Annotated in this window: 24 protein-coding genes; 8 read left to right on the forward strand and 16 right to left on the reverse strand. The window is 64.9% G+C overall.

Annotation, left to right across the window (positions count from 1 at the left end; all coding sequences use genetic code 11):
- Nucleotides 1–54 precede the first annotated feature (54 nt).
- Genes KVY23_RS03360 through KVY23_RS03370 form a run of 3 tightly spaced genes read left to right on the forward strand, consistent with a single transcriptional unit; the run spans nucleotide 55 to nucleotide 3,102 of the window.
- The gene (locus KVY23_RS03360) at nucleotides 55–1,614 is read left to right on the forward strand and encodes an NCS1 family nucleobase:cation symporter-1 (RefSeq protein ID WP_230555297.1); all 1,560 of its coding nucleotides are present in this window, start codon (nucleotides 55–57) and stop codon (nucleotides 1,612–1,614) included.
- A 9-nt stretch (nucleotides 1,615–1,623) separates the two neighbouring features.
- Complete coding sequence (locus KVY23_RS03365) at nucleotides 1,624–2,361, forward strand: aspartate/glutamate racemase family protein (protein WP_230555298.1); 738 nt, start codon at nucleotides 1,624–1,626, stop codon at nucleotides 2,359–2,361.
- Between the two features lie 45 nt (nucleotides 2,362–2,406).
- The gene (locus KVY23_RS03370) at nucleotides 2,407–3,102 is read left to right on the forward strand and encodes a nucleoside/nucleotide kinase family protein (RefSeq protein ID WP_230555299.1); all 696 of its coding nucleotides are present in this window, start codon (nucleotides 2,407–2,409) and stop codon (nucleotides 3,100–3,102) included.
- Here the strand turns inward: KVY23_RS03370 and KVY23_RS03375 are convergent.
- On the reverse strand, nucleotides 3,025–3,675 hold the full coding sequence (locus tag KVY23_RS03375) for a Rid family hydrolase (protein WP_371829864.1): 651 nt from the start codon (nucleotides 3,673–3,675) through the stop codon (nucleotides 3,025–3,027). The genes KVY23_RS03370 and KVY23_RS03375 overlap by 78 nt on opposite strands.
- Before the next feature lie 29 nt (nucleotides 3,676–3,704).
- Nucleotides 3,705–5,282, reverse strand: coding sequence for an FAD-dependent oxidoreductase (locus KVY23_RS03380; RefSeq protein ID WP_230555494.1), 1,578 nt, complete (start codon nucleotides 5,280–5,282; stop codon nucleotides 3,705–3,707).
- A 260-nt stretch (nucleotides 5,283–5,542) separates the two neighbouring features.
- On the opposite strand from KVY23_RS03380, the gene KVY23_RS03385 reads away from it, so the two are divergent.
- Together KVY23_RS03385 and KVY23_RS03390 are read left to right on the forward strand one after the other, a co-directional pair.
- Nucleotides 5,543–7,048 carry an APC family permease gene (locus tag KVY23_RS03385; protein ID WP_230555495.1) on the forward strand — a complete coding sequence of 502 codons (1,506 nt, stop codon included), beginning with the start codon at nucleotides 5,543–5,545 and terminating at the stop codon, nucleotides 7,046–7,048.
- Nucleotides 7,048–7,809, forward strand: a complete 762-nt coding sequence (locus tag KVY23_RS03390; protein ID WP_230555300.1) for an IclR family transcriptional regulator — start codon at nucleotides 7,048–7,050, stop codon at nucleotides 7,807–7,809. Before KVY23_RS03385 ends, KVY23_RS03390 begins: the two co-directional genes overlap by 1 nt.
- A gap of 29 nt (nucleotides 7,810–7,838) precedes the next feature.
- Here KVY23_RS03390 and mftD (KVY23_RS03395) read toward each other — a convergent pair whose 3' ends face one another.
- The 5 genes from mftD (KVY23_RS03395) to mftA form a co-directional block, all read right to left on the reverse strand.
- Nucleotides 7,839–8,987 carry a pre-mycofactocin synthase MftD gene (gene mftD / locus KVY23_RS03395; protein WP_230555496.1) on the reverse strand — a complete coding sequence of 383 codons (1,149 nt, stop codon included), beginning with the start codon at nucleotides 8,985–8,987 and terminating at the stop codon, nucleotides 7,839–7,841.
- A gap of 17 nt (nucleotides 8,988–9,004) precedes the next feature.
- Nucleotides 9,005–10,183: a pre-mycofactocin synthase MftD gene (mftD, locus tag KVY23_RS03400; RefSeq protein WP_230555301.1), complete on the reverse strand. Its 1,179-nt coding sequence runs from the start codon at nucleotides 10,181–10,183 to the stop codon at nucleotides 9,005–9,007.
- A 13-nt stretch (nucleotides 10,184–10,196) separates the two neighbouring features.
- Nucleotides 10,197–11,429 carry a mycofactocin radical SAM maturase gene (gene mftC / locus KVY23_RS03405; RefSeq protein ID WP_230555302.1) on the reverse strand — a complete coding sequence of 411 codons (1,233 nt, stop codon included), beginning with the start codon at nucleotides 11,427–11,429 and terminating at the stop codon, nucleotides 10,197–10,199.
- Between the two features lie 64 nt (nucleotides 11,430–11,493).
- A complete protein-coding gene (gene mftB, locus KVY23_RS03410) occupies nucleotides 11,494–11,793 on the reverse strand; it encodes a mycofactocin biosynthesis chaperone MftB (protein WP_075839699.1) in 300 nt (99 codons plus the stop codon).
- 2 nt (nucleotides 11,794–11,795) lie between these two features.
- A complete protein-coding gene (gene mftA, locus KVY23_RS03415) occupies nucleotides 11,796–11,909 on the reverse strand; it encodes a mycofactocin precursor MftA (protein WP_075839718.1) in 114 nt (37 codons plus the stop codon).
- Nucleotides 11,910–12,023: 114 nt separating this feature from the next.
- Here mftA and mftR point away from each other — a divergent pair, with 114 nt between their 5' ends.
- The gene (mftR, locus tag KVY23_RS03420; protein WP_230555303.1) at nucleotides 12,024–12,644 is read left to right on the forward strand and encodes a mycofactocin system transcriptional regulator; all 621 of its coding nucleotides are present in this window, start codon (nucleotides 12,024–12,026) and stop codon (nucleotides 12,642–12,644) included.
- A gap of 15 nt (nucleotides 12,645–12,659) precedes the next feature.
- Nucleotides 12,660–13,484 carry a mycofactocin oligosaccharide methyltransferase MftM gene (mftM, locus tag KVY23_RS03425; RefSeq protein WP_230555304.1) on the forward strand — a complete coding sequence of 275 codons (825 nt, stop codon included), beginning with the start codon at nucleotides 12,660–12,662 and terminating at the stop codon, nucleotides 13,482–13,484.
- Here mftM and KVY23_RS03430 read toward each other — a convergent pair.
- From KVY23_RS03430 to KVY23_RS03440, 3 genes are read right to left on the reverse strand one after another with little or no spacing between them, the layout of a single operon-like run.
- Nucleotides 13,477–14,127 (reverse strand): response regulator transcription factor, encoded by a 651-nt coding sequence (locus KVY23_RS03430; protein WP_075839696.1) that lies wholly within the window; start codon nucleotides 14,125–14,127, stop codon nucleotides 13,477–13,479. The two genes, mftM and KVY23_RS03430, sit on opposite strands and share 8 nt — an antisense overlap.
- The gene (locus tag KVY23_RS03435; protein ID WP_269418561.1) at nucleotides 14,124–15,470 is read right to left on the reverse strand and encodes a histidine kinase; all 1,347 of its coding nucleotides are present in this window, start codon (nucleotides 15,468–15,470) and stop codon (nucleotides 14,124–14,126) included. Before KVY23_RS03435 ends, KVY23_RS03430 begins: the two co-directional genes overlap by 4 nt.
- Nucleotides 15,467–16,675, reverse strand: coding sequence for an iron-containing alcohol dehydrogenase (locus tag KVY23_RS03440; protein ID WP_230555498.1), 1,209 nt, complete (start codon nucleotides 16,673–16,675; stop codon nucleotides 15,467–15,469). Before KVY23_RS03440 ends, KVY23_RS03435 begins: the two co-directional genes overlap by 4 nt.
- Nucleotides 16,676–16,910: 235 nt before the next feature.
- Here KVY23_RS03440 and KVY23_RS03445 point away from each other — a divergent pair, with 235 nt between their 5' ends.
- Complete coding sequence (locus KVY23_RS03445; RefSeq protein ID WP_230555305.1) at nucleotides 16,911–17,954, forward strand: ferredoxin--NADP reductase; 1,044 nt, start codon at nucleotides 16,911–16,913, stop codon at nucleotides 17,952–17,954.
- Nucleotides 17,955–17,982: 28 nt separating this feature from the next.
- On the opposite strand, the gene KVY23_RS03450 is transcribed toward KVY23_RS03445, so the two are convergent.
- Genes KVY23_RS03450 through KVY23_RS03475 form a run of 6 tightly spaced genes read right to left on the reverse strand, consistent with a single transcriptional unit; the run spans nucleotide 17,983 to nucleotide 23,808 of the window.
- Nucleotides 17,983–18,624: an ABC transporter ATP-binding protein gene (locus KVY23_RS03450; protein WP_230555306.1), complete on the reverse strand. Its 642-nt coding sequence runs from the start codon at nucleotides 18,622–18,624 to the stop codon at nucleotides 17,983–17,985.
- Nucleotides 18,621–19,532, reverse strand: a complete 912-nt coding sequence (locus KVY23_RS03455) for an ABC transporter ATP-binding protein (RefSeq protein WP_230555307.1) — start codon at nucleotides 19,530–19,532, stop codon at nucleotides 18,621–18,623. Before KVY23_RS03455 ends, KVY23_RS03450 begins: the two co-directional genes overlap by 4 nt.
- 10 nt (nucleotides 19,533–19,542) lie before the next feature.
- A complete protein-coding gene (locus tag KVY23_RS03460; RefSeq protein WP_206509603.1) occupies nucleotides 19,543–20,364 on the reverse strand; it encodes an ABC transporter permease in 822 nt (273 codons plus the stop codon).
- On the reverse strand, nucleotides 20,357–21,433 hold the full coding sequence (locus KVY23_RS03465) for an ABC transporter permease (RefSeq protein ID WP_230555499.1): 1,077 nt from the start codon (nucleotides 21,431–21,433) through the stop codon (nucleotides 20,357–20,359). Before KVY23_RS03465 ends, KVY23_RS03460 begins: the two co-directional genes overlap by 8 nt.
- The gene (locus KVY23_RS03470) at nucleotides 21,388–22,995 is read right to left on the reverse strand and encodes an ABC transporter substrate-binding protein (protein ID WP_230555308.1); all 1,608 of its coding nucleotides are present in this window, start codon (nucleotides 22,993–22,995) and stop codon (nucleotides 21,388–21,390) included. Before KVY23_RS03470 ends, KVY23_RS03465 begins: the two co-directional genes overlap by 46 nt.
- A gap of 36 nt (nucleotides 22,996–23,031) precedes the next feature.
- Complete coding sequence (locus KVY23_RS03475; RefSeq protein ID WP_230555500.1) at nucleotides 23,032–23,808, reverse strand: glutamate racemase; 777 nt, start codon at nucleotides 23,806–23,808, stop codon at nucleotides 23,032–23,034.
- Nucleotide 23,809 lies beyond the last annotated feature (1 nt).

Below are 23,809 nucleotides of genomic sequence, written 5' to 3' on the forward strand. Positions count from 1 at the left end.
TCGCGCCATGACGGGGACCGTTCGATACGCACTTCGCGAGCATCAGGAGCATCGATGACAGAAACAGCGAATACCCCGGGGACGCAGACCGGCGACTTGATCGAGGCCGCAGGCCATCCGGTCGGCGGCGGCTTGATCAAGGACAGCTACGACCCGCGACTGACCAACGAAGACCTCGCTCCACTGAAGAAGCAGTCGTGGACCTCGTACAATCTGTTCGCATTCTGGATGTCCGACGTGCACTCCGTCGGCGGATATGTCACCGCGGGAAGCCTGTTCGCGCTTGGACTGGCCAGCTGGCAGGTCCTCGTCGCCCTTCTCGTGGGCATCTCCATCGTCTACTTCTTCTGCAATCTCGTCGCGAAACCGAGCCAGGCCACGGGAGTCCCCTACCCCGTGATGTGTCGCGTATCCTTCGGCGTCCTCGGCGCCAACATTCCAGCGATCATTCGCGGTCTCATCGCCGTTGCCTGGTATGGAATTCAGACATTTCTGGCATCGGCCGCACTCGATATCGTTCTCATCAAACTCTTTCCGTCCCTCGCGCCCTATGCGATCACAGCGGACTACGGATTCGCCGGATTGTCCGCGCTCGGCTGGGCGAGCTTTCTCTTTCTGTGGGTACTGCAGGCCGCGGTGTTCTGGCGCGGAATGGAATCGATCCGCAAGTTCATCGACTTCTGCGGCCCCGCCGTCTACGTGGTGATGTTCATTCTCTGCGGATACCTGATCTACAAGGCCGGCTGGAGTGCAATCGATCTGACCCTCGGCGATGTCCAGTACACCGGATTCGGTGCGGTACCGGTGATGCTCGGCGCGATCGCTCTTGTCGTTTCCTACTTCTCCGGCCCGATGCTCAACTTCGGCGACTTCTCCCGCTACGGCAAATCCTATGCGGCAGTGAAGAAGGGCAACTTTCTCGGACTTCCCGTCAACTTCCTCGTATTCTCCATCCTGGTCGTCATCACCGCGTCCCTGACGCTGCCCGTGTTCGGCGAGCTCATCACCGACCCGGTGGAAACCGTCGCCCGAATCGACAACACCTTCGCAATCGTGCTCGGCGCGTTGACCTTCACCATCGCCACCATCGGCATCAACATCGTCGCCAACTTCATCTCCCCGGCCTTCGACTTCTCGAACGTCAGCCCACAGAAGATCAGCTGGCGCGCAGGCGGAATGATCGCAGCCGTCGGCTCGATCCTCATCACGCCGTGGAACCTGTACAACAATCCGGAGGTCATTCACCTCACCCTCGAAACACTCGGCGCATTCATCGGGCCGCTGTTCGGTGTGCTCATCGCCGACTACTACCTGGTGCGCAAACAGAAGGTCGACGTGGACGATATGTTCACGATGTCGCCGACCGGAAAGTACTGGTACTCGAAGGGTTACAACCCCGCCGCAGTCTACGCAACCATCGTCGGCGCTCTGCTCGCGATGTTCCCCGTGCTGTTCAACGGCGCTATCGACGGCATGGAAATCGCCGGTATGTCGACGGTCTCGAAGTACAGCTGGTTCATCGGCTGCGGTGTCGGCTTCGCGCTCTACCACGTGCTGGCCACCAGGACCCGGCTCGCCGTGACGAACCATCTCGACACCCCAGCGAAGGCATAGGACGCGCACGTGCTCATCACGGTCATCAACCCGAACACCACGGCGTCGATGACCGCCACGATCGAACAGTGTGCCCGGGCCGTCGCAGGCCCGGGCACACGCGTCGAGGCGGTCACTCCGACGATGGGGCCGGCCTCCATCGAATCGCACGTCGACGAGGCGCTCAGCGTTCCAGGCATCCTCGAACAGATAGCACTCGGCGAGCAGCGCAACGCCGACGGCTACGTCATCGCGTGCTTCGGTGATCCCGGAATGGACGCCGCACGCGAGGCGGCGCGCGGACCGGTCGTCGGAATCGCCGAGGCTGCCATGCACGCCGCGAGTTTCCTCGGACGCGCCTTCTCCGTCGTCACCACACTCGAACGAACCACCGGTCGTGCTTGGGATCTGGTAGCCCACTACGGGATGTCGCAGCGGTGCGGCGGCGTGCACGCATGTGAGATACCGGTTCTCGAACTGGAGACAGATCCCGACGCCCGCAAGATCATCACCGAGGCGTGCCGCGACGCCGTCGAACAGGACCGATCCGACGCGATCGTCCTCGGCTGCGCAGGCATGGCGGACCTGTGCGAGCACATCTCCTCGGAAATCGGAGTGCCGGTGGTGGACGGGGTGGCCGCGGCGACACTGATTGTGCAATCGCTCGTGACGATGGGGCTGCGCACCGGCAAGAGAAACGAATACGCCACCCCGCTCCCCAAGCGCTACACGGGACTGCTGGCAGGTTTCGGAGACGGCTCCCAATAGATGGTCGACGCGCCCCCGCCTGGGCACCGGGCCTATGGTCGAGTGGTGGACGAGTTCATTGCACGGGCTACGGAGATGGCCGGACGCCCCGGCCGCAGCATCCTCGGTATCGCGGGCGCGCCCGGAGCGGGAAAATCGACGTTCGCCGAAGCCATCGTCGCAGCACTCGGACCGGAGACTGCGATTCTGGTGCCGATGGACGGCTTCCACCTCGCCGAGCGCACGCTTGTCCAGTTGGGCCTGCGCTCACGCAAGGGCGCACCGGAGACCTTCGATGCGGCCGGTTACGCACACCTGTTGCGCAGGCTCGCGCAACAGACCACGGGCATCGTGTACGCGCCGTACTTCGACCGAGCGCTGGAAGAACCGATCGCTGCCGGTATCGCGGTATCAGCCGACGTCCCACTCGTCGTCACCGAGGGCAACTACCTCCTACTCGACTCGGGTCACTGGCCGGACGCCCGCGCAGCGATGGACGAGGTGTGGTATCTCGACATCGACGACGACGTCCGTCGAGAGCGGTTGGTCGAGAGGCACAGCCTGTTCGGCAAGACGGACCTCGAAGCCCGGGCGTGGGCGCATGGCAGCGACGAGCACAATGCCTCGCTCGTCGCGTCCACGGCTCACCGTGCAGATCTGGCGATCACGGCTCCGGCAGAACCGTCACTTCACCGCATCCACCTCGACCTCCACAAGCCACCCCGGCACGGGAAGCGAGGCGACCTCGAGGGCGAACCGTGACGGTCGTGCAGAATTACGCTCGATCGGGGCTGCGGGCTCGGCGGTCCCCATCGGCACGAGCTCGGTCTCGTCGGTATCGAGATTGGTGTTCGCGAAGAACTGGCGATAGGCGCGGTTCCACCCCGCATAGTCGGCACGATCGGTTCCGGGCGCATTGTCGAGGAACACCCGCATAGACACGACATCCTCGAGCGCATAACCCTGGCCTTCGAGGTTGTCGCGGATTTTCTTCAGCACGCCGATTCCCTGAGCCTCGGTGACAGTGACACCGGACGGCAGGGTTCCACCCGAGAATTGTTCGGTGTCGATATACGACTCCGGACTTCCCTCCGCCGCCTCCTCGTTCAGCGCGGTCGGTCCGAGTCCACTGGACTTGTAGACCGTTGCATCACCGGAGATCTCGACGCCTTGCGCGATCATCGGATTCGCTTCACCCGGCTCGATGACCGATCGGGCCCCCGAGGCGGATTCGGTGCCGGCGGGCGCCGTATCGGAATCCGACGAGCAGGCCGCAGTGAACAGGATGGCTCCGGCTGCGAGGGCGGCAGCGAACGAACGTGTGTTCTTGGACATCAGATTTTCCTTTCGAGAACGAACAGAGATCAGGACGCGGTGACGCGTTCGTGAATGGAGGTGACCACGTCGCGCGCGGAGGTGAAGGCTCCGTGCTGCCAGGCGATGGCGTTGGACAGGTGATCGCCCGCGAAGTAGATGTGCTCTACGGGCTTCAGGAGCGTGGAGTATTCGGCCGTGGCGACACCGCCGTGGGAGTCTCCGGCCCCGGCCCAGGACACCCACGCACTCTCGGAGTACTTCGTTCGGCGCCAACTGCCGGAGAACGACGAGCTGATGTCCTTGGTGTACTTGTCGCCGTGAATCATCGATCCTTCAGCGACGGCCTTGGCCAAACGTTGTTTGTGGGTCAGCGATTCGAACGCCTGATGACGCTTGCCCGTGTTGTAGTAGGCGACGACGACACCGCGATCGGAGTTGTAGTGGTCGTACGGGAACATGATCTGGGATATATCCATGTCGGTGTTACTGGCGCCACCGTAGATGCGCTCGTCGGTCTCCCACCATCGCCGCGAGTACTCGATACCCATCTTCCCGGACGGTGTTGCTTTGGCCGCTTTCAACGCGAGCAGCACCTCGGCGGGCAGATTGTTCTCGAGCCGCGTGACGAGTGCGGGCGGGATCGTGCAGATGACGTAGTCGGCTGAGATCGACTCCGCGGATCCATCTTTCACGTACTCCACCGTCGCCCCGTCGGAGGTGTTCTTCAGTGCTGTGACCTCGGCGCCGTAGACGATGTTGTCGGCACCGATGGCATCGGAGAACGCGTAGTAGATCCGATCCATGCCCCCCACCGGGCTGAACATCAGCATCGCCTGGTCGTAGCCGAACTCGAAGCTGAAGTTTCGTCCGATGCCGCTCTGGATGACGTCGGACATTCCATAGGGCTTGGTCTGGTCGCCGAAGTTCAGGCCTGCACCCGGCTCCGAGCTGTATCCACGACGGGTCGACCCGATGTAGCGTCCGTCGTCGGAGAGGTCTCCGAAGCTGGACAGGAACTCCGACAGGGCGTCCTTGTCGTCGGGCGTCAGGACGTCGTCGAGAGCACCTCTGCTGGTGGCCTTCTGCAACAACTCCGACATGTAGCCGTAGGTATCGGCCTTGGCCGCGCGGTAGGACACCGACTGCTGATTCAACGCAGTGCCGCTCTTGTAGTTGACGAGCGTGTTCGCATTCTGGTTGCCGAATGTCTGCAACTCGACGCCGAGTTCCTTGCAGTAGTCCATCGTGATGTGGCTCTGCGGGATTCGGGTTGCGCCGATGTTGTAGAAGTGTCCGTCGGAGAAGGTGCATTTCTGAGTCTCCCCATTGAGGTCGGTCTCCTCGGCCCCACCGCGGATGGACCACACTCGCCCGCCCGGCCGCTGCCGCGCCTCGAGAATGGTCACTGCGTATCCGGCCTTCTGCAGCTCGTACGCTGAGCAGAGACCAGCGGGCCCGCCGCCGAGGACGACGACCTTAGGGCTTCCTTCGACCCTTCCGATCAGGTCGGCCATCGCAGGCGACCGAAACCGCTTGGGCGCCGCTGCGGCCGACGGCGCAAGACCGATCGACGACATCGCTCCGTAGGCAAGTCCTGCACCACCTGTGACACCGAGGCCACGCATGAACGATCTCCGTGTTACTGCCATGGGTTTCTTCCACTCCTTCTGCCGGCCTTCACTCGAATTACCGGCCGAAATCGACCGGTTTCGAGTTCGGTCAATGGTGGAATCTCGAGAATTCGAGAATGCGTAGCACGCGAAACGTTCATTCGACTCCGGGTGAGAACTCGACCACGACTCGGCTGGAGTTCTCACTCGATCGAATTCAGGCGAAGCATCGACGCAATGCGGCCGCAACAATGCGCAGCTACTTTTCGGCCATCATGTCTGCACTCGAACAGGCCATCGCGGCCTCCTTCGCCGCTCGGGAGCCGGAGCGGCCGGCACTGTCACCACTGCGCGCACTCGGCCGCCGCCAGCTGTCGGGTATCGAAGTGTTCGCGCAATCGGTAGCCACGACCGCTCCGGCTGCATCGATGGTGATCCTGCCGATCACGATGTTGACCAACGAGACGATGCTCGGCGGTCTGCTCACAGTCTTCGCCGCCACGATCGTCGTGTCGCTGATCGCGTTCTGCGTCTCGCAGTTCACGAGGCGGTTCTCGTCCTCCGGCGGTCTCTACAGTTTCGCGGTGAAGGGTTCGGGATCGCGCGGGGCCCTGACGGTCGGTATTGCGATGCTGTGCAAGTACTGCGCCAGTGGGGCGCTGACGCTTTATTTCGGCGGCCAGGCGGTGCGCACCGTGCTCCGTGAGACCGGAATACCCACCGGTGGAGTCGTTGGCGCCGTGGTGATTCACGCCGTAATCGCTCTGGGAATACTCGGATGTCTGGTCCGCGGAGTCAGATTCGCGGCTGCCGCAATTCTGGTGGTCGAGCTGTGCTCGCTGGTGTTCATCACCGCACTACTCCTGTTGCCAGAGAGTCAACCGGTTACCGTCGAACCGTCCGGGGCACCGAATGGTCTGCTCCTCGTCGCTCTCGGTGCGATGTTCGCCCTCGCAGGATTCGAGAGCGCTACGTTCTTCGGTCCCGAGGCGAAACGTCCACTCGTCACTGTGACCAGGACGGTTCTGTTGACCCCGATGATCTGCGGCGCGCTCTTCACGTTCGCGGCGTGGGCAGCGTGGTCCGGTCGAGGCGGTGTGCTGATCGGTGCGTACCAACACGGCTCCTCGACGGGTATCGATGTGTGGCTGGTCGTCGCATTGAATCTCGGACTGAGCTGCTCGTGGCTCGCCTCGGCCATGGCTTCGTCCAACGCGGCGTCGAGACTGCTCTACACGATGGGGATCGAGCGCGTCGTTCCCGATCGATTCGCCCGCGTCCACCAGACCTTCCGCACCCCGTACGTTGCACTCTGCGTCGTCCTCGGCGGATTGGTCGTAGTCAGTTCGACTTTCGTGGTGTTCAGCAGCTCGGCTGTGCTCGACGACACGCGGCTTCTGGCTCGGGCGGCCCTCATCGTCGGATATGCCGTCGTCGCCATCGCCGCAGTGGTCTTCCTCAGGCGTATAGGAGAACTCACTGCGACGGTAGTGCTTGCCGGAGTGCTCGCGTGCACCGCCGGATGCGCCGTCCTGGCCAACCTCGTCGTGACGGTGGGGCTAGCGCAGAACGTCACCATGTTGATCATGCTCGGCGTGCTCGCACTGTCCGGATTCTGCTGGCGCGTCTATCTGCACGTACACAGACCGGCCGCCCTCGCCGCCGTCGGGGTGTTCGACAGCGCAGAAAGCCGCGACGTCCTACCGGGTGCTGCCGCGTACGGGGAAAACTCGCGCGGCGCGGTTGCCGTGGTGAAGAGTCCCTGGACCGACGCCCGCTGATGGCAGTGCGGACGGTGCGAACGAGCGAAGTCGGAGGACACGAACCGCGTGCCGTCCAGAAGGCGCTTGCGCTGCTCGAAGCCGTCGCACATCTAGGTTCGGGGGCAACGGCCAAGGAGGTCGCGCACGCCACAGGAATTCCACCTGCCACCGCGTACCGACTGCTCAATCTTCTGGTCGCCGACGGCTTCCTGGTGCGCATCGAAGACCTGTCGGGCTTCGCTCTCGGTCGCCGAACGAGAGAACTTGCCACAGCGGCCCCCGCGAGCGAGGTCGACAATCACCACATCGTGGACGAGCTTCGTGCCCGCATCAGGTTCGGGGTGTACCTGGCGTCGTACGAGAACGATCGAATTCAGTTGATCGACCGAGACCCCGACCACGAACTGTCCGGCGAGACTGCACTGGTAACTCATATCCATGCGTCGGCGATCGGTAAACTGTTACTGGCCCACAGACCCGATGGCACCGTTCTGTCCGATCTCAGGAAATTCACGGCGCACACCATCGTCGATCTGGCCGAACTCGCGATCGAGATGAGCCGAATCCGCACGACCGACATCGCCGTCGAGACCAACGAGATCAAGGTAGGGCGATCGTCGGTGGCCGTCCCCATCCGCGACGACGATGGACGAGTATCCGGCGCTCTCGCGGTGATCGGGCGGACGGGCAGGTTGGTGCACGACGACCCCGATCTGATCGGTCTGCTCAGGTCGACCGCCAGTCAGGTGCGCTTGGCCTATGTGCGCGGAAATACATAGCCCGCTATGTATTTCCGCGCACATGCGCGTCAGCGCCTGACGATATCCGAGGGCTCGAGCTCATGGACCGACGAATGTCCGAGCCCGAGTACTGCGGAATCGAGGCCACCGCGAAGAATGTCGAGCACGTTCTCCACCCCAGCCTGCCCGTTCGCCGACAGGCCCCACAGGTAGGCGCGACCGATCAGCACTGCCCGCGCGCCGAGGGCAAGAGCCTTCGCGACGTCGCTGCCCCGGCGGACGCCACCGTCGAGGGTGATCTCGATCCGATCACCCACCGCCGCCGCGATCGCCGGCAGCGCACGAATGGACGCCGGGGTGCCGTCGAGATTGTTGCCACCGTGATTGGACACCGAGATCGCCGTGACACCCGCGTCCACGGCCCTCTTCGCGTCATCGACGCGCATGACGCCCTTGAGCATGAACGGTCCGCCCCACTGCTCGCGCAGCCAGGCGATATCCTCCCAGCTCGGCAGCGGCGTCGACTTCCAGTCGCGGTACGCGCCGAAGAAGGTCGGCGGTGTGCCATCACGAGTAGTCAGATTCGGCACGGTCAGGTCGGGGATCTTGCCGGTCTTGGCGAACTCCCACAACCACTTCGGCCGCGCGATGGCCTCCGGCGCGAACTGCCACATCGCCTTCAGGTCGACCTTCTCCGGAATCGACGGGCTACCCCAGTCGCGCCCCTCGGAGAACGACCAATCCATCGTCAGGATCAGTCCGAGGGCACCGGCCGCGCGGGCACGTTCCACGAGCTGCAGCAGATACTCGCGTGAGCCGACCCAGTGCAGTTGAAAGAACGTGTGTGGATTCGCGGCAACGACGTCCTCGATCGGTTTGCTCGCGAACAACGAGAGCCCGATCGCAATCCCTCGTGCCGCGGCCGCTCGTGCAACGGCGACCTCACCCTCGGGGTGCACGGCCTGCACACCCGTCGGCGAGATCATCACTGGAAACGACAGTGGTTGTCCCATGATCGTCGTCGACAGGTCGCGCTTGTCCGACAACCCGGCGACATGCGGGGCGAATCCCAGCTCACCGAAGGCCGCCGTGTTGTCGTCGACGGTGATACCCCGCTCCGAGCCCGCCACCAGCGCGGCATACACGGACTTCGGGAGACGTTTCTCGGCCCGCCGTTGCGCCTCGGCAACGGTCTCGAACCATTCCGGCGTCGACATCATCGAGCGTGGGCCGGTCAGACGCCCAGCTTCCGGTCGAAGCCCCTCGGCATCACGACATCGGACGGCGTCAGATCCTGAACGGACGAGTGCCCGAGCCCTAGCACCGCGGAGTCGACGCCACCGCGAAGGATGTCGAGCACGTTCTCCACCCCGGCTTGGCCGTTCGCCGAGAGGCCCCACAGGTAGGCGCGTCCGATCAGTACCGCCCGCGCGCCCAGAGCGATGGCCTTGACCACGTCGCTACCGCGCCGGATCCCGCCGTCGAGGGTGATCTCGATCTGATCGCCCACCGCCTCTGCGATCGCCGGCAGCGCACGGATAGGCGCCGGAGTGCCGTCGAGATTGTTGCCACCGTGATTGGACACCGAGATCGCTGTGACACCCGCGTCCACGGCCTTCTTGGCGTCGTCGACGCGCATGACGCCCTTGAGCATGAACGGTCCACCCCACTGCTCCCGCAGCCAGGCGACGTCCTCCCACGTCGGTAGTGGGGTGCCCATCCATTCGCCGTAGGCACCGAAGAACGTGGGCGCGTCGCCGCCACCGGGTGGGGTCAGGTTCGGCGTCGTGAGATCGGGGATCTTGCCGGTCTTGGCGAACTCCCACAACCATTTCGGCCGTGTGATGCCCTCTGGGGCGAACTTGGCCATCGCCTTGAGGTCCATCTTCTCGGGAATGGACGGGCTGCCCCAGTCGCGACCGTTGGAGAACGACCAGTCGAGCGTCATGATCAGACCCACGGCGCCGGCCGCGCGGGCACGTTCCATCCGCTGGAGGAGCACTTCGCGGGACCCGACCCAGTACATCTGGAAGAAGGTCTGTGGGTTGGCCGCAGCGACTTCCTCGACGGATTTGCTCGCGAACGAGGACAAACCGATGGGAATGCCGCGCGCGGCTGCTGCCCTGGCCACGGCCACCTCGCCGTCGGGGTGTACCGCCTGCACACCTGTCGGGGAGATCATGACGGGGAAGGACAGTGGCTGCCCCATCACCGTCGTCGACAGGTCGCGTTTGTCCGACAATCCGGCGACGTGCGGGGCGAATCCCAGTTCGCCGAAGGCTGCCATGTTGTCGTCGATGGTGATGCCGCGCTCGGAACCGGCCACCAGGGCGGCGTACACGGACTTGGGTAGACGTTTCTTCGCTCGCCGCTGCGCCTCGGCAACGGTCTCGAACCACGCGGAGTTGGTCATGGTGTTGTTCTTCCTATTCCATTCCTGCGAGCGGATTCTCGTCGCAGATCTTGGCCGGTGGCCGCATCATCAGCGTGAGCGGCACCGACTTTCTCGGTGTCTTGCGCTGCCCGGTTCGGGAGTGGTCGACGCTGGACTTGGGGATCTCCCCCGCTGCAGCCAACGCCAATTCACCGTTGCCGATCACGCATTCGGGGTCCGGGCCGTCCATCGGCAAGCCCGTGAAGAATTTGGCGGCCATACAGCCGCCGCGGCAGGCGTCGAAGTGCGAGCACTTGGTGCAGGCGCCCGAGGTCTGCGGCGAGCGCAGTTCTTGGAACAATTCCGATGTCTGCCACACAGTTTGGAACCCGCCCATACCGTCTTTCGCGTCACGAACGATGTTGCCGGCGAGGAACTGCTCGTGAATGGCGAACGGGCAGGCGTAGACGTCGCCGATCGGGTCGATCAGGCAGACGACTCGTCCCGCCCCGCACAGGTTGAGCCCCGGCAGTGCGTCCCCGAATGCGGACAAGTGGAAGAAGGAGTCGCCGGTGAGCACCCCTTCACCGTTGGCGACCAGCCAATCGTAGAGCTCACGCTGCTGACCGGCGGTCGGATGCAGATCGTCCCACACATCGGCGCCGCGGCCCGAGGGGCGCAGTCGTGTGATACGCAGTGTCGCACCGTATTTGTCGGCGAGCGCTTTGAACTCGTCGAGCTGGCTGACGTTGTGACGGGTGACGACCACGGAGATCTTGGCGTCCGTGAATCCCGCCTCACGCAAGTTTTCGAGCGCACGGACGGCCATGTCGAAGGAGCCGGGACCGCGAACTGCGTCGTTGACCTCGGCGGTGGCACCGTCGATGGATATCTGCACATCGACGTAATCCGACGCCGCAAGACGGGCGGCGACCTTCTTGTCGATCTTGACACCGTTGGTGGAGAATTTGACGCCCACCTGGTGTGCTGTGGCGTAGTCGACCAGCTCCCAGAAGTCGGAGCGCACGGTGGGCTCGCCGCCACCGATGTTGACGTAGAACACCTGCATTTTCTGCAGTTCGTCGATGATCGACTTGCACTGTTCGGTGCTCAGTTCGCGCGGGTCACGCCGTCCGGAGGAGGACAGGCAGTGCACGCACGACAGATTGCACGCGTACGTCAGTTCCCAGGTCAAGCAGATCGGGGCGTCGAGTCCGAGTTCGAACTGGTCGACCAACTTGCCGACGGCGGGGGGCGGCGACGGCCTTTCGAGCATGGAGGTCATGGTCTGTCCTCTTTCCGGAGATCGGTGGGCGATGAGCCGAGAGGCTCCGAGCGTCGTACGATGCTCAGACCCGGGCAATCATCTTCGAATCGGCCAGCGTGGCCAGGGCTTTCACGTAGGGCGCCATACCGGATTCGTCGATACCCGCGGCCGCGATGGCCGACCGCATGTCGGTGTGCTCGGGAAAGGATTCGATGATCGCGACGATGGTGCGATTCTTGAGAAAGGAGAGCTTGCGAGTTCCGAAGTGGTAGAGCAGCGCCCCGAACGATTCGGGACGCAGCGCCACCTGCGGGTGAAGGGCCCAGCGTGCATCGAGATCGAGCACGCTGGACATCTCAGCCGGCCGAGCGGGAGCGGACATGATCAGTACACGCCGCACATGCCGTCGATGGAGACCTCTTCCACCAACGATTCTTCGACCAGATCGGACTCGACCACGGCAGCATCGACTACGTCGGTCTTGGGGTTCTGGGACATCGAGGTACCTCCATCGGAGAGAATTGTTGTCTCGACCACAGTCGGTAGTGACAGTGACCTGGTTCACCACCATAATGGCATCGAGTGCAGAAAGACAGCAATCGGAGGGGAAAATTGCCCAGAGGTGCGAAACCGTCCAGCCGGGTAGGTCGGCGCCCGTCCACAACGAGGGGCCAGATCGGTGATCTCGGTATCGAACTCTTCGCGCGGAACGGGTTCGACGAAACCAGCGTCGACGACATCGCCGATGCCGCCGGTATCGCGCGGCGCACGTTCTTCCGGTACTTCCCGTCCAAGAACGCAGTGCCCTGGGGTGATTTCGACGAGCAGCTCGCCGCGCTGCGGACACTGCTGGCCGATCTGCCCGAGGACATGCCACTGGCCGACAGCATCCGTACTGCGCTGCTGCACTTCAACACCTTTCCCGAGGACGAGAAGCCGGTGCACCGCCAGCGCATGGAGCTGATTCTGCGAAATCCCGCGCTGCAGGGCTACTCGATGGTGATGTACGAGGGGTGGCGTCAGGTGATCGCCGAATACGTAGCCGCACGAACCGATTCCGGACCACAGGACCACTTTCCTCGAACTGTTGGCTGGATGGTCCTCGGTGTGGCAATGTCAGCGTACGAGCAGTGGCTGACCGACGAATCCCTCGAGCTCGCCCAGCTGTTGACCGAGGGCGCTCGCACGCTCCAGGTCGGCGTACACGCCCCAGAGCACGCCCCCGGAACCTGATCGGAAGTTGCGCACATGACCGAAATCGACGCCCTTGCGCCGGGCACGGCCGGGCGGTGGACACACGAGAACACCGCTGTCGAGTTCAGTGAGCATCTCGCGCCCGGCGAGGTGGTGCTCGACCGTCAGGACGGGTCGCTCTCGATTCGGCACCGGCTTTCCTCGACCGATATCGGGGAGGCGTTGGTGCACAGGCTCACCGATATGAACCTCTCGCAGCGGGAGTTCGAACTGGCCCTGGTCGGACTCGTTCGCTCCACGGTGACCGATCCCGTCGAGGCCTGGACCACGTACTACCGCAACTCGCTCGACGATCTCCTCTCCGGCAGCGCCGATTTCGCGCCGGTGCACGAGCGAGCCGAGGCCCTCGTACGCGGATCCGTGCTGGACCTGGGATCGTGCTTCGGCTTCTTCCCCTTGCGCCTCGCCATGGCCGGTATCGAGGTCACCGCCACCGATCTGTCGAAGGGCACGATGCGGTTGCTGGGCACGGTAGCGCCGCACCTCGGTGCGACCATCGACGTCCTGACGGCCGATGCCGCCGGTATACCGGTTGCCGACGGGTACGCCGACACCGTCACTGCCCTGCACCTGCTCGAACACGTCGAGGACGCGCTCGGGGACCGCATCCTCGCCGAGGCCATCAGAATCGCGCGCGAACGAGTGGTCGTTGCGGTGCCCTTCGAGACACACGCCACCGCGTGCCACGGACACATCCGAACCTTCGACGCCGAGGCGCTGCGCGTCATGGGGTCTCGCACCGGGCTACTGTTCGAGGTCGAGACCTTCCACGGTGGATGGTTGGTACTCGACACCTCCCGCGTGGTCGCGCCTAGATGAGTCCCTGCTTGCTTGCGGCGTACACCGCCTCGGCCCGCCGACTCACACCCATCTTTCGCATGATGTTGCTGACGTGAAACTTCACCGTCGTCGCCGAGATGAACAGCCTTGTCCCGATTCCGCTGTTGGACAGACCTGTTGCCAGTAGCCGCAGGACCTCGAGCTCGCGATCGGTCAATCGTTCGCTGGTCGATCCCTGCCCGTTGAGCGAGCGGATCACTGCCGACGCACTCCTGGAGTCGAAGGCGCTCTCGCCCCGAGAGACAGCCCGGATGGCCCGAACGAGTTCGGTGGTGTCGACATCCTTGACCACGTATCCACGGGCGCCCGCATGCACGGCCTCCACGACGAGCCTGTCGTCGAGAAACGTCGTGAGCACCAGCAGCCCGAGTCCGGGATGGGCGCCGGAGAGCTGCGCACACAGTGCCAAACCCTCGTAGTCGGTGCTGGCCGACAGTTTGAGATCCATGAGCACAATATCGGGTTTGACCTGTTCGACCACCGCGAGCCCTTCGGCGCGCGAGGATGCCTCGCCGACGACCGAGAGATCCGTTTCGCGTTCGAGGACGGATTTGAGGCCGTCGCGGAGAATTGCGTGATCGTCGACGAGCACGATCCTGACCAAAGCGGTGTTCACGGTCACGATTGCTCACTCTCTTTCGACGGAACACGCACGGAAACTCGTACGCCTCCGATGCGGGCCCTACGGATTTCGAGCAGTCCGCCGTGTTCGCGTGCCCGTGCAGCCATGTTCGCGAGACCGCGATGCCTACCGTCCACATCGTTGTTCTCCGCCATCCGCAGCATCAGCCGCAGATGCGCCGGATCGCCGTGGCCGTCGTCGGCTATCGAGAGTGACACGTAATCCTCGCGGTAGGCCAGACGGATGACCGCGCGGTTGGCTCGACCGTGAACTGCGGTGTTGAACAGCGCTTCTCCGGCGACGCGCAGCAGCCCGTGCTCGCACTCACTGCTCAGCTCCACCGGCGTTCCCTCCACTCTCAACGAGACCTGCAACTCGTCGGGCATGTGCACCACCGACAGTTGCTCGAGCATCTCCGGCAGCGTCGTACGGTCCGCGTCCTGCGAATGATTGAGCGCATAGATCGCCGATCTCAACTGCTCGACGGCACGCCTGGTGAGTTCCTTTGCCAGATCCAATCTTTCGCGACGCTCCTCGGCCGGGATCTCGTTGCGGCACACCTCGATCTGCATTCCCGCGGACAGTACGGCCTGGGTGACGCTGTCGTGCAGTTCACGGGCGATACGGTGGCGTTCGTCGTCGAGCACCTGATGCCGGTGTGCGGCACCGAGTTGGCGCTGCGTCGCTTCGAGTTCGGCGTTGCGAACGGCGAGGTCTGCGGCAGTGCGATGTGCCTCGGCGTAGGCGCTCTCGGTCCGCTCCAGCAACACGCGGCGACTCTGGTACAGCGCCGAGTTCTGCAGGGCCACAGCCGTCTGGCTGGCAAGGATACTGAGCACTGCCGAGTCCGTCGCGTCGAGCACCCGCCGCTGCGGTGTCCACGCGGCGAACGCACCGACCACGCCGCCGTCGAGGGCGATGGGCACGAACGCGTGGTGCGATTCGATCTGCGGCTCACGCCCCCCGCCGATCCTGGCCAGCCGAATCGATTCGAGGCAGTCGACCACGTCATCGGGCAACGGTGGACCCACCACGTCGCCGACCAGGAACGGCGTGGCGTCGGGACCGAGAACCAGCCTGCGCGGACCGGCGTCGGGAAGGGCGCCGTCCGCGAGCGCGAACACCACCCACTGCGCCGACAGGTGCGCCCTCGCGGCTTCGGCCACCGCGCAGATGAGCGTTTCGGGTCCGTCGACGGTGCGCACCAGCGCGCGTGAAATCAGCTCCAACGCGTGCACGACCCGTTCGAGTCTCTCGGCCGCTCCGCGGTACTGGGGATAGAAGGTGCTCTTCCCCGACCGCAGACCGGTCAGCAGCGAAAGGTCCGGCGGTGGCGCGTTCACAGCGCTGCCCTGAACAGCGACGCCATCTCGGCGTGGGTGGCCTGACGGGGATTGGTCGACATACAGGCGTCCCGCAGGGCGTTGGTGGCGAGCACATCGATATCGGCGTCGCTGACGCCGATCTCGCGGAGTCCGACGGGCACACCGACCTGGCGGGCCAACTGCTCGACCCGCTCCGCGACTGCCAGGGCAGCCTCCTCGGCGGACGCTCGACCCTCCGGCAGACCGAGGCTCGCCGCGATCGCCACGTAGGGCATCGGATCGGCAGCAGCGTTGAACCGGATGACGTGCGGCAGGAGGACGCCGTTGATGACACCGTGTGGAAGGTCGAGCAACCCACCGACCTGATGGCTCATGGCATGCGTCGCCCCGAGTATCGCGTTGGTGAACGCCAGTCCCGCCTCCAGGCTTGCCTGCGCCATCGAGGTGCGGGCCCGCATGTCCGACGGCACGTCCATGGTGTGGGCGAGGTGAGTGGTCACCAAGGTCACCGCCCGCAATGCGTGATGATCCGTCAACTGATTGTGCCCGAGCGAGACGAACGCCTCGATTCCGTGCGTGAGCGCATCGAGGCCCGTTGCCGCATTGAGCCATTCGGGCATCGTCGTCAGCAATCGGGGATCGATGACGGTGATATCCGGAACGAGTGCGCGTCCGAGGATGGTGATCTTCGTGGACCGCGCAGTATCGGTGACGATGCAGAATTGCGAGACGTCCGCACCTGTACCCGAGGTGGTGGGGACCATGACGAGCGGAGGAATCGGTCGTCTCGCCTGGTCGACTCCCTCGTAGTCGAGGATCGATCCGCCGTTGCCGGCGAGGACGGCGATACCCTTCGCCGCATCCATCACCGAGCCGCCACCGATCGCCACGAGAACGTCACATTCGGAGGCCTGGTAGATCTCGTGCCCGGCCTCGATCTCGAAATCCTTGGGATTCGGTGTCGAGCCGCTCCACATCGTCGGCGCCAAGCCCTGCTCCTCGAGCAGATTCATCAACTGCGCAACCCAGCCGGTCTCGATGAGGCCCGGATCGGTGACCACCATCGGTCGCTGCGCGCCCAACCGCAGCGCCGCGTGAGCGACCTCGCCGAGCGAATGCTGGCCGAATACGATCTCTGGCGCATGGAACTTGAGCACCCGCGGTGCCTCGACCGAACTGCGATGTGAATGCAAGTCGTGCAGCGCCTGGCCTGTCGCTGCCATCTCGATCATGACTTCTCGCCTCTTCTGACTCCGGGCGGCAGCGTGATCTGCCACCCTCACATGCACTGGCACCTGTGATGCACGTTACAACCCTATCCGCATTCGGCCCGGATGCCCACCAGCTTCCGGGCGGGGCGCCTACCTACCCGATCGGGTAGGTAGGCGGCGGGGGGTGGCGCGGCCGAAGGCCGGCAGGTTAAACTAGAACACGTTACAGTTTTACGAGAGGACGTCGATGGTCACAGCTCAAGCACCGCACGGTTCTCGTTCGGTGACCCTCACCGTTGCCGATGTTGTCGAGGAAACCGCCGACGCCCGATCGATAGTCTTCGACACTCCAGCAGCATTCGACTATCGCCCGGGGCAGTTCCTGACGCTGCGCATCCCGAGCGAGCGCACGGGCTCGGTGGCTCGCTGCTACTCGCTGGCCAGCTCCCCTCATCACGACGAGCGGCCGAAGGTCACCGTCAAACGCACCGCCGACGGGTACGGCTCCAACTGGGTCTGCGACAACCTGGCACCCGGCGACACCATCGAAGCCCTGCCGCCGTCGGGGTTGTTCACCCCGGCCGACCTCGACGAGGACTTCCTGCTTCTCGCCGCCGGGTCCGGCATCACCCCGGTCATGTCGATCCTCAAGTCCGCCCTGAGCGAAGGGGTGGGGAAGATCGCGCTGGTCTACGCCAACCGCGACGAGAGGTCGGTGATCTTCGCCGGCGAACTACGCACTCTCGCAGCGCAATACCCGCGCAGGCTGACGGTGCACCACTGGCTCGAGTCGATTCAAGGTTTGCCCACCGTCGATCAACTGGCCACGCTCGTGGGCCCGTATCGCGATCATCAGGCTTTCGTGTGCGGCCCCGGCCCCTTCATGGACGCCGTCCACAAAGCGCTCGAGTTCAGCGGGTTCCCGCGCAACCGGATGCACAGCGAGCTCTTCAAATCCCTCTCGGGCGACCCTTTCGCCGACGCACCCGATTTGGAGATCTCGGACGCCGAGAGTGCGTCTGCGGCGAGTGCCGTCGTCTCACTCGACGGCGAGACACACACTCTGGACTGGCCGCGGCAGCACACCCTGGTGGACATCATGTTGGCGAAAGGAATCGATGTCCCCTACTCCTGCAGGGAGGGAGAATGCGGTTCGTGTGCCTGCACCGTCCTCGATGGTGAAGTAGCCATGGACAACTCCGAGATCCTCGACGACGAAGACCTCGCCGACGGGCTGATTCTCGGATGTCAGGCACGTCCCGTCAGCGACATTGTGCGCATCGAGTTCTGACCCGTGTTCGCATGGTTACCATCGGCGGTCACCATGCGAACACGGGCGGCGAAGCCGCGCCGACTGCATCGAGCAGCTCGAGGTCATGGCTGATCATCAGTACACCCATTCCAGCCTCGCTCGCCTCGTGCAGAACGAGCCGCATGATCGACGCCGTCGTCGCGGCATCGAGCATCGCGGTCGCCTCGTCGCAGATGAGATACCGCGGCTGCTGAGCGAGGGCGCGGGCAATGCACGCGCGCTGCAACTGTCCGTCGCTGACTTGGTGCGGTCGACGCCCGAGCAGATCGGGGGTCAGCCCCACCCGCGACGCCAGCTCGTCGACGTCGATGGCGCGGCGGGCGATCGCGGCAGGTTGTCCGATGATGGTGCGCAGCGCCATTCGCGGGTCCGTCGCGGCCCGCGGTGATTGGAACAACAACGCCACCTGCCGTCGCACCTGTGACGGAACGGCATACCCGGCACCGCGCACGAGCGTCCCGTCGATCCTCACCGATCCGGCGCGGGGCTCGAGTAGCAGCGCGAGCACTCTGGCCATCGTCGATTTGCCGGTTCCCGACGGCCCAGTCAATCCCACCAACTCACCGGCGGGAACGGACAAGCAGCGGCCGCGGAGAACGTCCGCTCGGCCGGGGTAGCCCGCCGCGATTCCCACGGCCTCGAGGCTCACGCGCTCACCCTGGTCCGGTAGCTCCGCTGCCCGACCGTGACGAGAGCGGTGCGCCCCCCGGAGTGCACGGAGGTGGGACGACGGAGGTGATAGACGCACTCGTCCGGCAGATCGGTCAACTGCGGCGGCATCCCCGGAATCGGTATCAATCCGCGAGAAGGCAATGCGCCCAGCAGATCTCGTGTGTAGTCATGCAGTGGGTCCTCGAACACGAGTGAGGCCGGTCCTGTTTCCATGATCCGCGAGGCGTACATCACCGCAACCCTGTCCGCTACCTCCGAGCGCATCAGCGACGCCAGATCGTGGGTGACGAGCAGAACGGCAGCACCGTCGTCGGCGGATCGGCGGAGAAGTCCCAGCACGCGATCTGCGAGCTCGCGGTCCAGGTTGGCCGTCGGCTCGTCCGCGATGATCACCGCGGGATCTCCGACGAGCGCACCCGCGAAAGCGACCCGCTGAGCCATCCCGCCGGACAACTCGTGCGGATAGCAGTCCAGATGCGCGGGGTCCAGACCGACCATGCGCGCCAACTCCTCGGAGGTGCGGCCGGACCCGAGTACCCGAATCGTTTCTTCGAGCTGAGACCGAGCCGTCCGCACCGGCGTCAGGTACGAGGACGCGGACTGCGGAACGAGTCCGACGTCGCGGCCACGGAACGAGGAGTCGGTGAACGGGTCGATGCGTCGGTCGGCGGTGACGACGGTGACCGAGCCGGTGACGCTCGACCCCGGTGGCAGCATGCCCAACACCGCCGATGCGAGAACCGATTTGCCGCAACCCGATTCGCCCACCAGCGCCGTAACTGTGCCGGCGTCGACGGCCAGGTCCACATTGCTCGCCGCATGCACGCTCGCGCCCCCGGGCAGCGGGATCCGTACCGTCAGGTTCTCGATCAGCAGCGCGGTCACAGCAGGGTTCTCACAATCGCAGTTCGGCGGGGGCAGGCGGTGCGACGGCGGTTCGCAGCGCGGACCCGGCGAGAGCCACCGACACCGTGGCCAGCACCAGGATGCCGGCCGGGAAGACCAGGGTCCACCATCCACCGAGAAGCAGCGAGCTGCGCGCCTCCGACAGCAATGTGCCCAGGCTCGGTTCGTGCGGTGGCAAACCGAAACCCAGGAACGAGAGCGTCGACTCGTGCCAGATGGCATGTGGCAGCAGCAGTACCACGGCGATCAGTGCCTGCGGCATCACGGCCGGGAACATGTGGCGTCCGATGACGTGCGCTCGGCTCGCACCCGCAGCGACGGCGGCGTCGACGAAGGGGCGCCCGCGTAGGCCGAGGATTTCCGATCTGACTATCCGCGCCACCTGGGTCCAATGCGTCAGAGCTATCGACAGCACGATCGCCGTGATGCTCCCGCGGAACATCGCTACGATGACGATCCCGAGGAGCAGGTGTGGGAGCGCATTGATCGCGTCGGTCGAGCGCATGACCACCCGGTCGACCCATCCGCCCCACACGCCTGCGAAAACTCCGACCACGGTGCCCAGCACGGTCGCGAGCACCGCACAGGCCGCCGCGATCAGAAGCGAGGTGCGGATGGCGGAGGCGCTGCGAACGAACAGATCTCGGCCTGCGGAGTCGGTACCGAACCAGTGCGAGGCCGATGGCCCCTGCCGGGCGGAGGCGAAATCGGTGATCCGATCGTCGACGCCGGACAACCACGGAACTGCGATCGCATAGAGCGTCAACAGACCCAGAAGCACCGCCGCCACCACGAGCCTGCGCCTACCCATCGGTGGCCACCCGCGGATCCAGCATCGCCGCCACGACGTCGGCGAAGAGAGAGCCGATCATCACCGCCAGCGTGGTGCCCACGGTGAGCACGGCCAGCAGTGCCATATCGAGATCGCGGGCCGAGGTGACGACTGCGCCCGCTATACCGGGCCAGGAGAACACCTCTTCCACCAGCACCGCGCCCACGACGAGCTCGGGCAACCGCACTCCCACGACATTGACGAACGGAGCCAACGATGTCGGCACGATGTGTCGGCGGGTCACCGTGGAATCGGGGATACCCCGCGCCAGCGCTCCTGCGACGTAGTCCTCGCTCCGCGAGGCCGATACCGACTCGCGGACAACGAGCAACAGCCACGGCACCTGCGACACCGCGAGCACTGCAACGGGCAGCACCATGTGTTCGGCTACTCCTGCGACGGTCGGGTCTGCTCCCCCGTCGGACAGGCCCGCTACCGGCAACCACCCGAGCCCGAGGGCGAACAGCGCGATGGCCCCCAACGACAGCACGAATGGCGGCAGCCCCTGCACAGTGATGCAGAGGCCGGTGAGTACACGATCGAGCATTCCGCCTCGGCGCATTCCGGCGGCGACACCGAGTACCAGCGCCACCGCCGCAGCGAGCAACAGTCCGGTGCCGGCGAGCAACAGCGTCCACGGAAGGCGCTCGGTGAGAACCTGGGCGACCGGCTGGCCGAACGTTCTCGATGTGCCGAGATCGCCGGTGAACACACCCTGCAGCCACTGCAGATAGGTCGAGTACCAGGGCTGGTGGAAGCCGAGTTGTTCAGCGAGAATCGCCTTGTCCGCTTCGGACGTGCTGGTGTATCGCGCGCCGAGGTAGGAGACCAACGGGTCGAAGGGCGAGGCCGCGGCGGCTGCGAACAACCCTGCGGACACGCCCGCGCAGACGGGGACGACGAACAGTAGCCGTCGTCCGATCATCCCGAGAATTCGGCGGCGTCTGCTGTGTCGGTCGCGGCGGGCCGTCGCCGATACCGGGGCCGGGGTGATGGTTGCCGTCATGATTGCGGTGTCCACGTCTGCAACGACCACCACGGCCCCCAGGTGACGCCGTGCGAATGCGGTTCGAGGATGGGCCCGGACATCGTCCAGTCGGAAGTCTTCGACACGTAGGTGTGATCGAGGAAGACCAGGAAGATCGAGCCGGGATCGGCGACATACGCCCGCTGCATGTCTCGGTAGGCGGCACTGCGCTGAGCTGGGTCCAGGCTTCGGCGTCCCGTTTCGAGAGCCGAGTCGACCGCAGGATTGGAATAGTCGCTCGCGTTGTCGTAGATGCTGCCCACTCCGGGTTCGAGGAACACCGAGTGCAGCGCGTTGTATGCCTGCGTGTCCGGGTCGTACGGTTCGGAGCCACCGCCCATGAGGGTCGAATCGTAGGAGATCCGCGGGTCGATCCGATCCCACGAAAGCGCCTCGAGATTCACTTCGATGCCTACCGCAAGTGCGTCGGATGCGAAGGCCTGAGCCAGATCTCGGCGTACGGTGTCGGCGGAGTTGTACATCACGGTGAACTCGGCGCGGATGCCGTCCCGGGAGCGGATCCCGTCGGAACCGTCGATCCAGCCGGCCTCGCTCAGTAACCGTTCTGCTTCAGCGGGGTCGTAGGCGAATACGGCCTCGGGCTCGTACGCGTCGCCGTACGCGTCGGGCATGGGAGTGGCGGCTTCTCGACCGTATCCGGCGAGCACGTTGTCGACCATGGACGCTCGGTCGGCAGCGAGATTGAGCGCCATCCGCACCGCCGGGTCACCGGAGACCGGATTGTCGGTGGGCATCGACACCCCACGCCAATCGGCGGAAGTGTTGGCGGACACCGTCATCGCTTCCCGGTCGTCGAAGGTTCGCGCGAGCACCGGAGGTAGAGTCGTCCCGTCGATCTCGCCGGAGGCCATTCGCTGAGCGCGAGTGTTGTCGTCCGGAACGTAGAGCAGCGTCAGCTTCTTCACCTCCGGTGCCCCGTCCCAGTAGTCCTCGTTGGCCTCGAAGACAGCGCGGTCGGGTGTGAGATCGACGAGCTTGTACGGCCCGGTTCCGACAGGCGCGGTGTTCAGCTCCGACTCGGCGGCCAGGCCCGGTTCCGCCAGCGCCTCCGAGGCAGCGATCCCGATGAGCAGCTTGGTCTCGAAGGCCGCGTACGGATGGGCCAGTCGAAATTCGACGGTGTGCGGATCGAGCTCGACGACGGAGGTGATCATGTCGAACGAGGATCGCACCTCCGACGCCGAGGCCGGGTCTTCGATGGCCTCGTAGGTGGCCACCACATCCGCGGCCTCGAAGGTCGAGCCGTCGGAGAAGGTGACGCCCTCGCGCAATGGGACCGTCCACACCGTCGCGTCGGCGTTGGGGGTCGGCAATTCGGCGGCGAGGGCGGGCTCGAAGCCCGGCAACCCCGGGGCACCGTCGAGGCGCAACAAACCGTCGTACATCTTCGCCTCACCCGCGGAGCCGAATCCGGCGACCGGGTTGTATCCACCGAGCTCGTGCCCGTCGGCGAGCACGATGCCGGCGTCGGCCGAAGCTGCGGCCGGATCGGTCGGGGCGCTGCACGAGGTGAGTGCGAGTGCGCCGACTGCAGCCGCGACGACCCACGCACGTCGCACCATCGACTCTCCAGACGTTCATCTGAGCAATTGTTCAGATCAACGAATGATCCCACAGCGGTGGTTGGTCAGCAAGGCGCCCTCTCGGTGCGCGAGCGCACTGGCCGGTAAGTCACCGGCTCGTCCGCTCAGCGAGACCGTCACCGATCCGGACCCTTCGTCAGGACCGCCGAGCTCGTCTATACGTCGCAGGGTTTGCCGGGCCACGGCCTCGGCACTGTCGTAGAGCCGAGTGCCGGCGGGCAGCGACGCGAGGATCTCGTCCACCACCAGCGGATAGTGCGTACAACCCAACACGACGGACTCCACGTCCTCGGGTGTCGATGCCGCGGCCGCCCGGATCGCCGCCGACACACCGTCCGTGTCGCCACGATCGATCGCATCCGCGAGCCCATGACAGGCCACAGGCGTCACCGTCCGGCCGGCCGCGAACTCCTCGACCAACCGAGCCTGATAGGAACTCGCCGTCGTCGCCGCAGTCGCCCAGATCGCGATGCGCTCGCTCTCTGCCGCCGCAGGCTTGATGGCGGGAACCGTACCCACCACCGGAACACCCGCGCCCAGATGGGCGCGCACGTGCGCCAACGCAGTCACACTGGCGGTGTTGCACGGCAACACGATCACCTCAGCGCCTGCAGCGACCGCCCGATCGACCGCGGCGAGCACTCGACCAACCACCCAGGCGTCGGGCTTGGGTCCCCAGGGCGCCTCGTCCGGATCCATCAGCAGAATCAGATCCAGCCTCGGACGTAGCGTTCTCAGTCGCGCCGCCGTCGGCAGCAACCCGAGCCCCGAGTCGATCAAGGCGACGATCATT

Source organism: Rhodococcus sp. I2R (assembly GCF_020889545.1).
GTDB lineage: Bacteria > Actinomycetota > Actinomycetes > Mycobacteriales > Mycobacteriaceae > Rhodococcoides.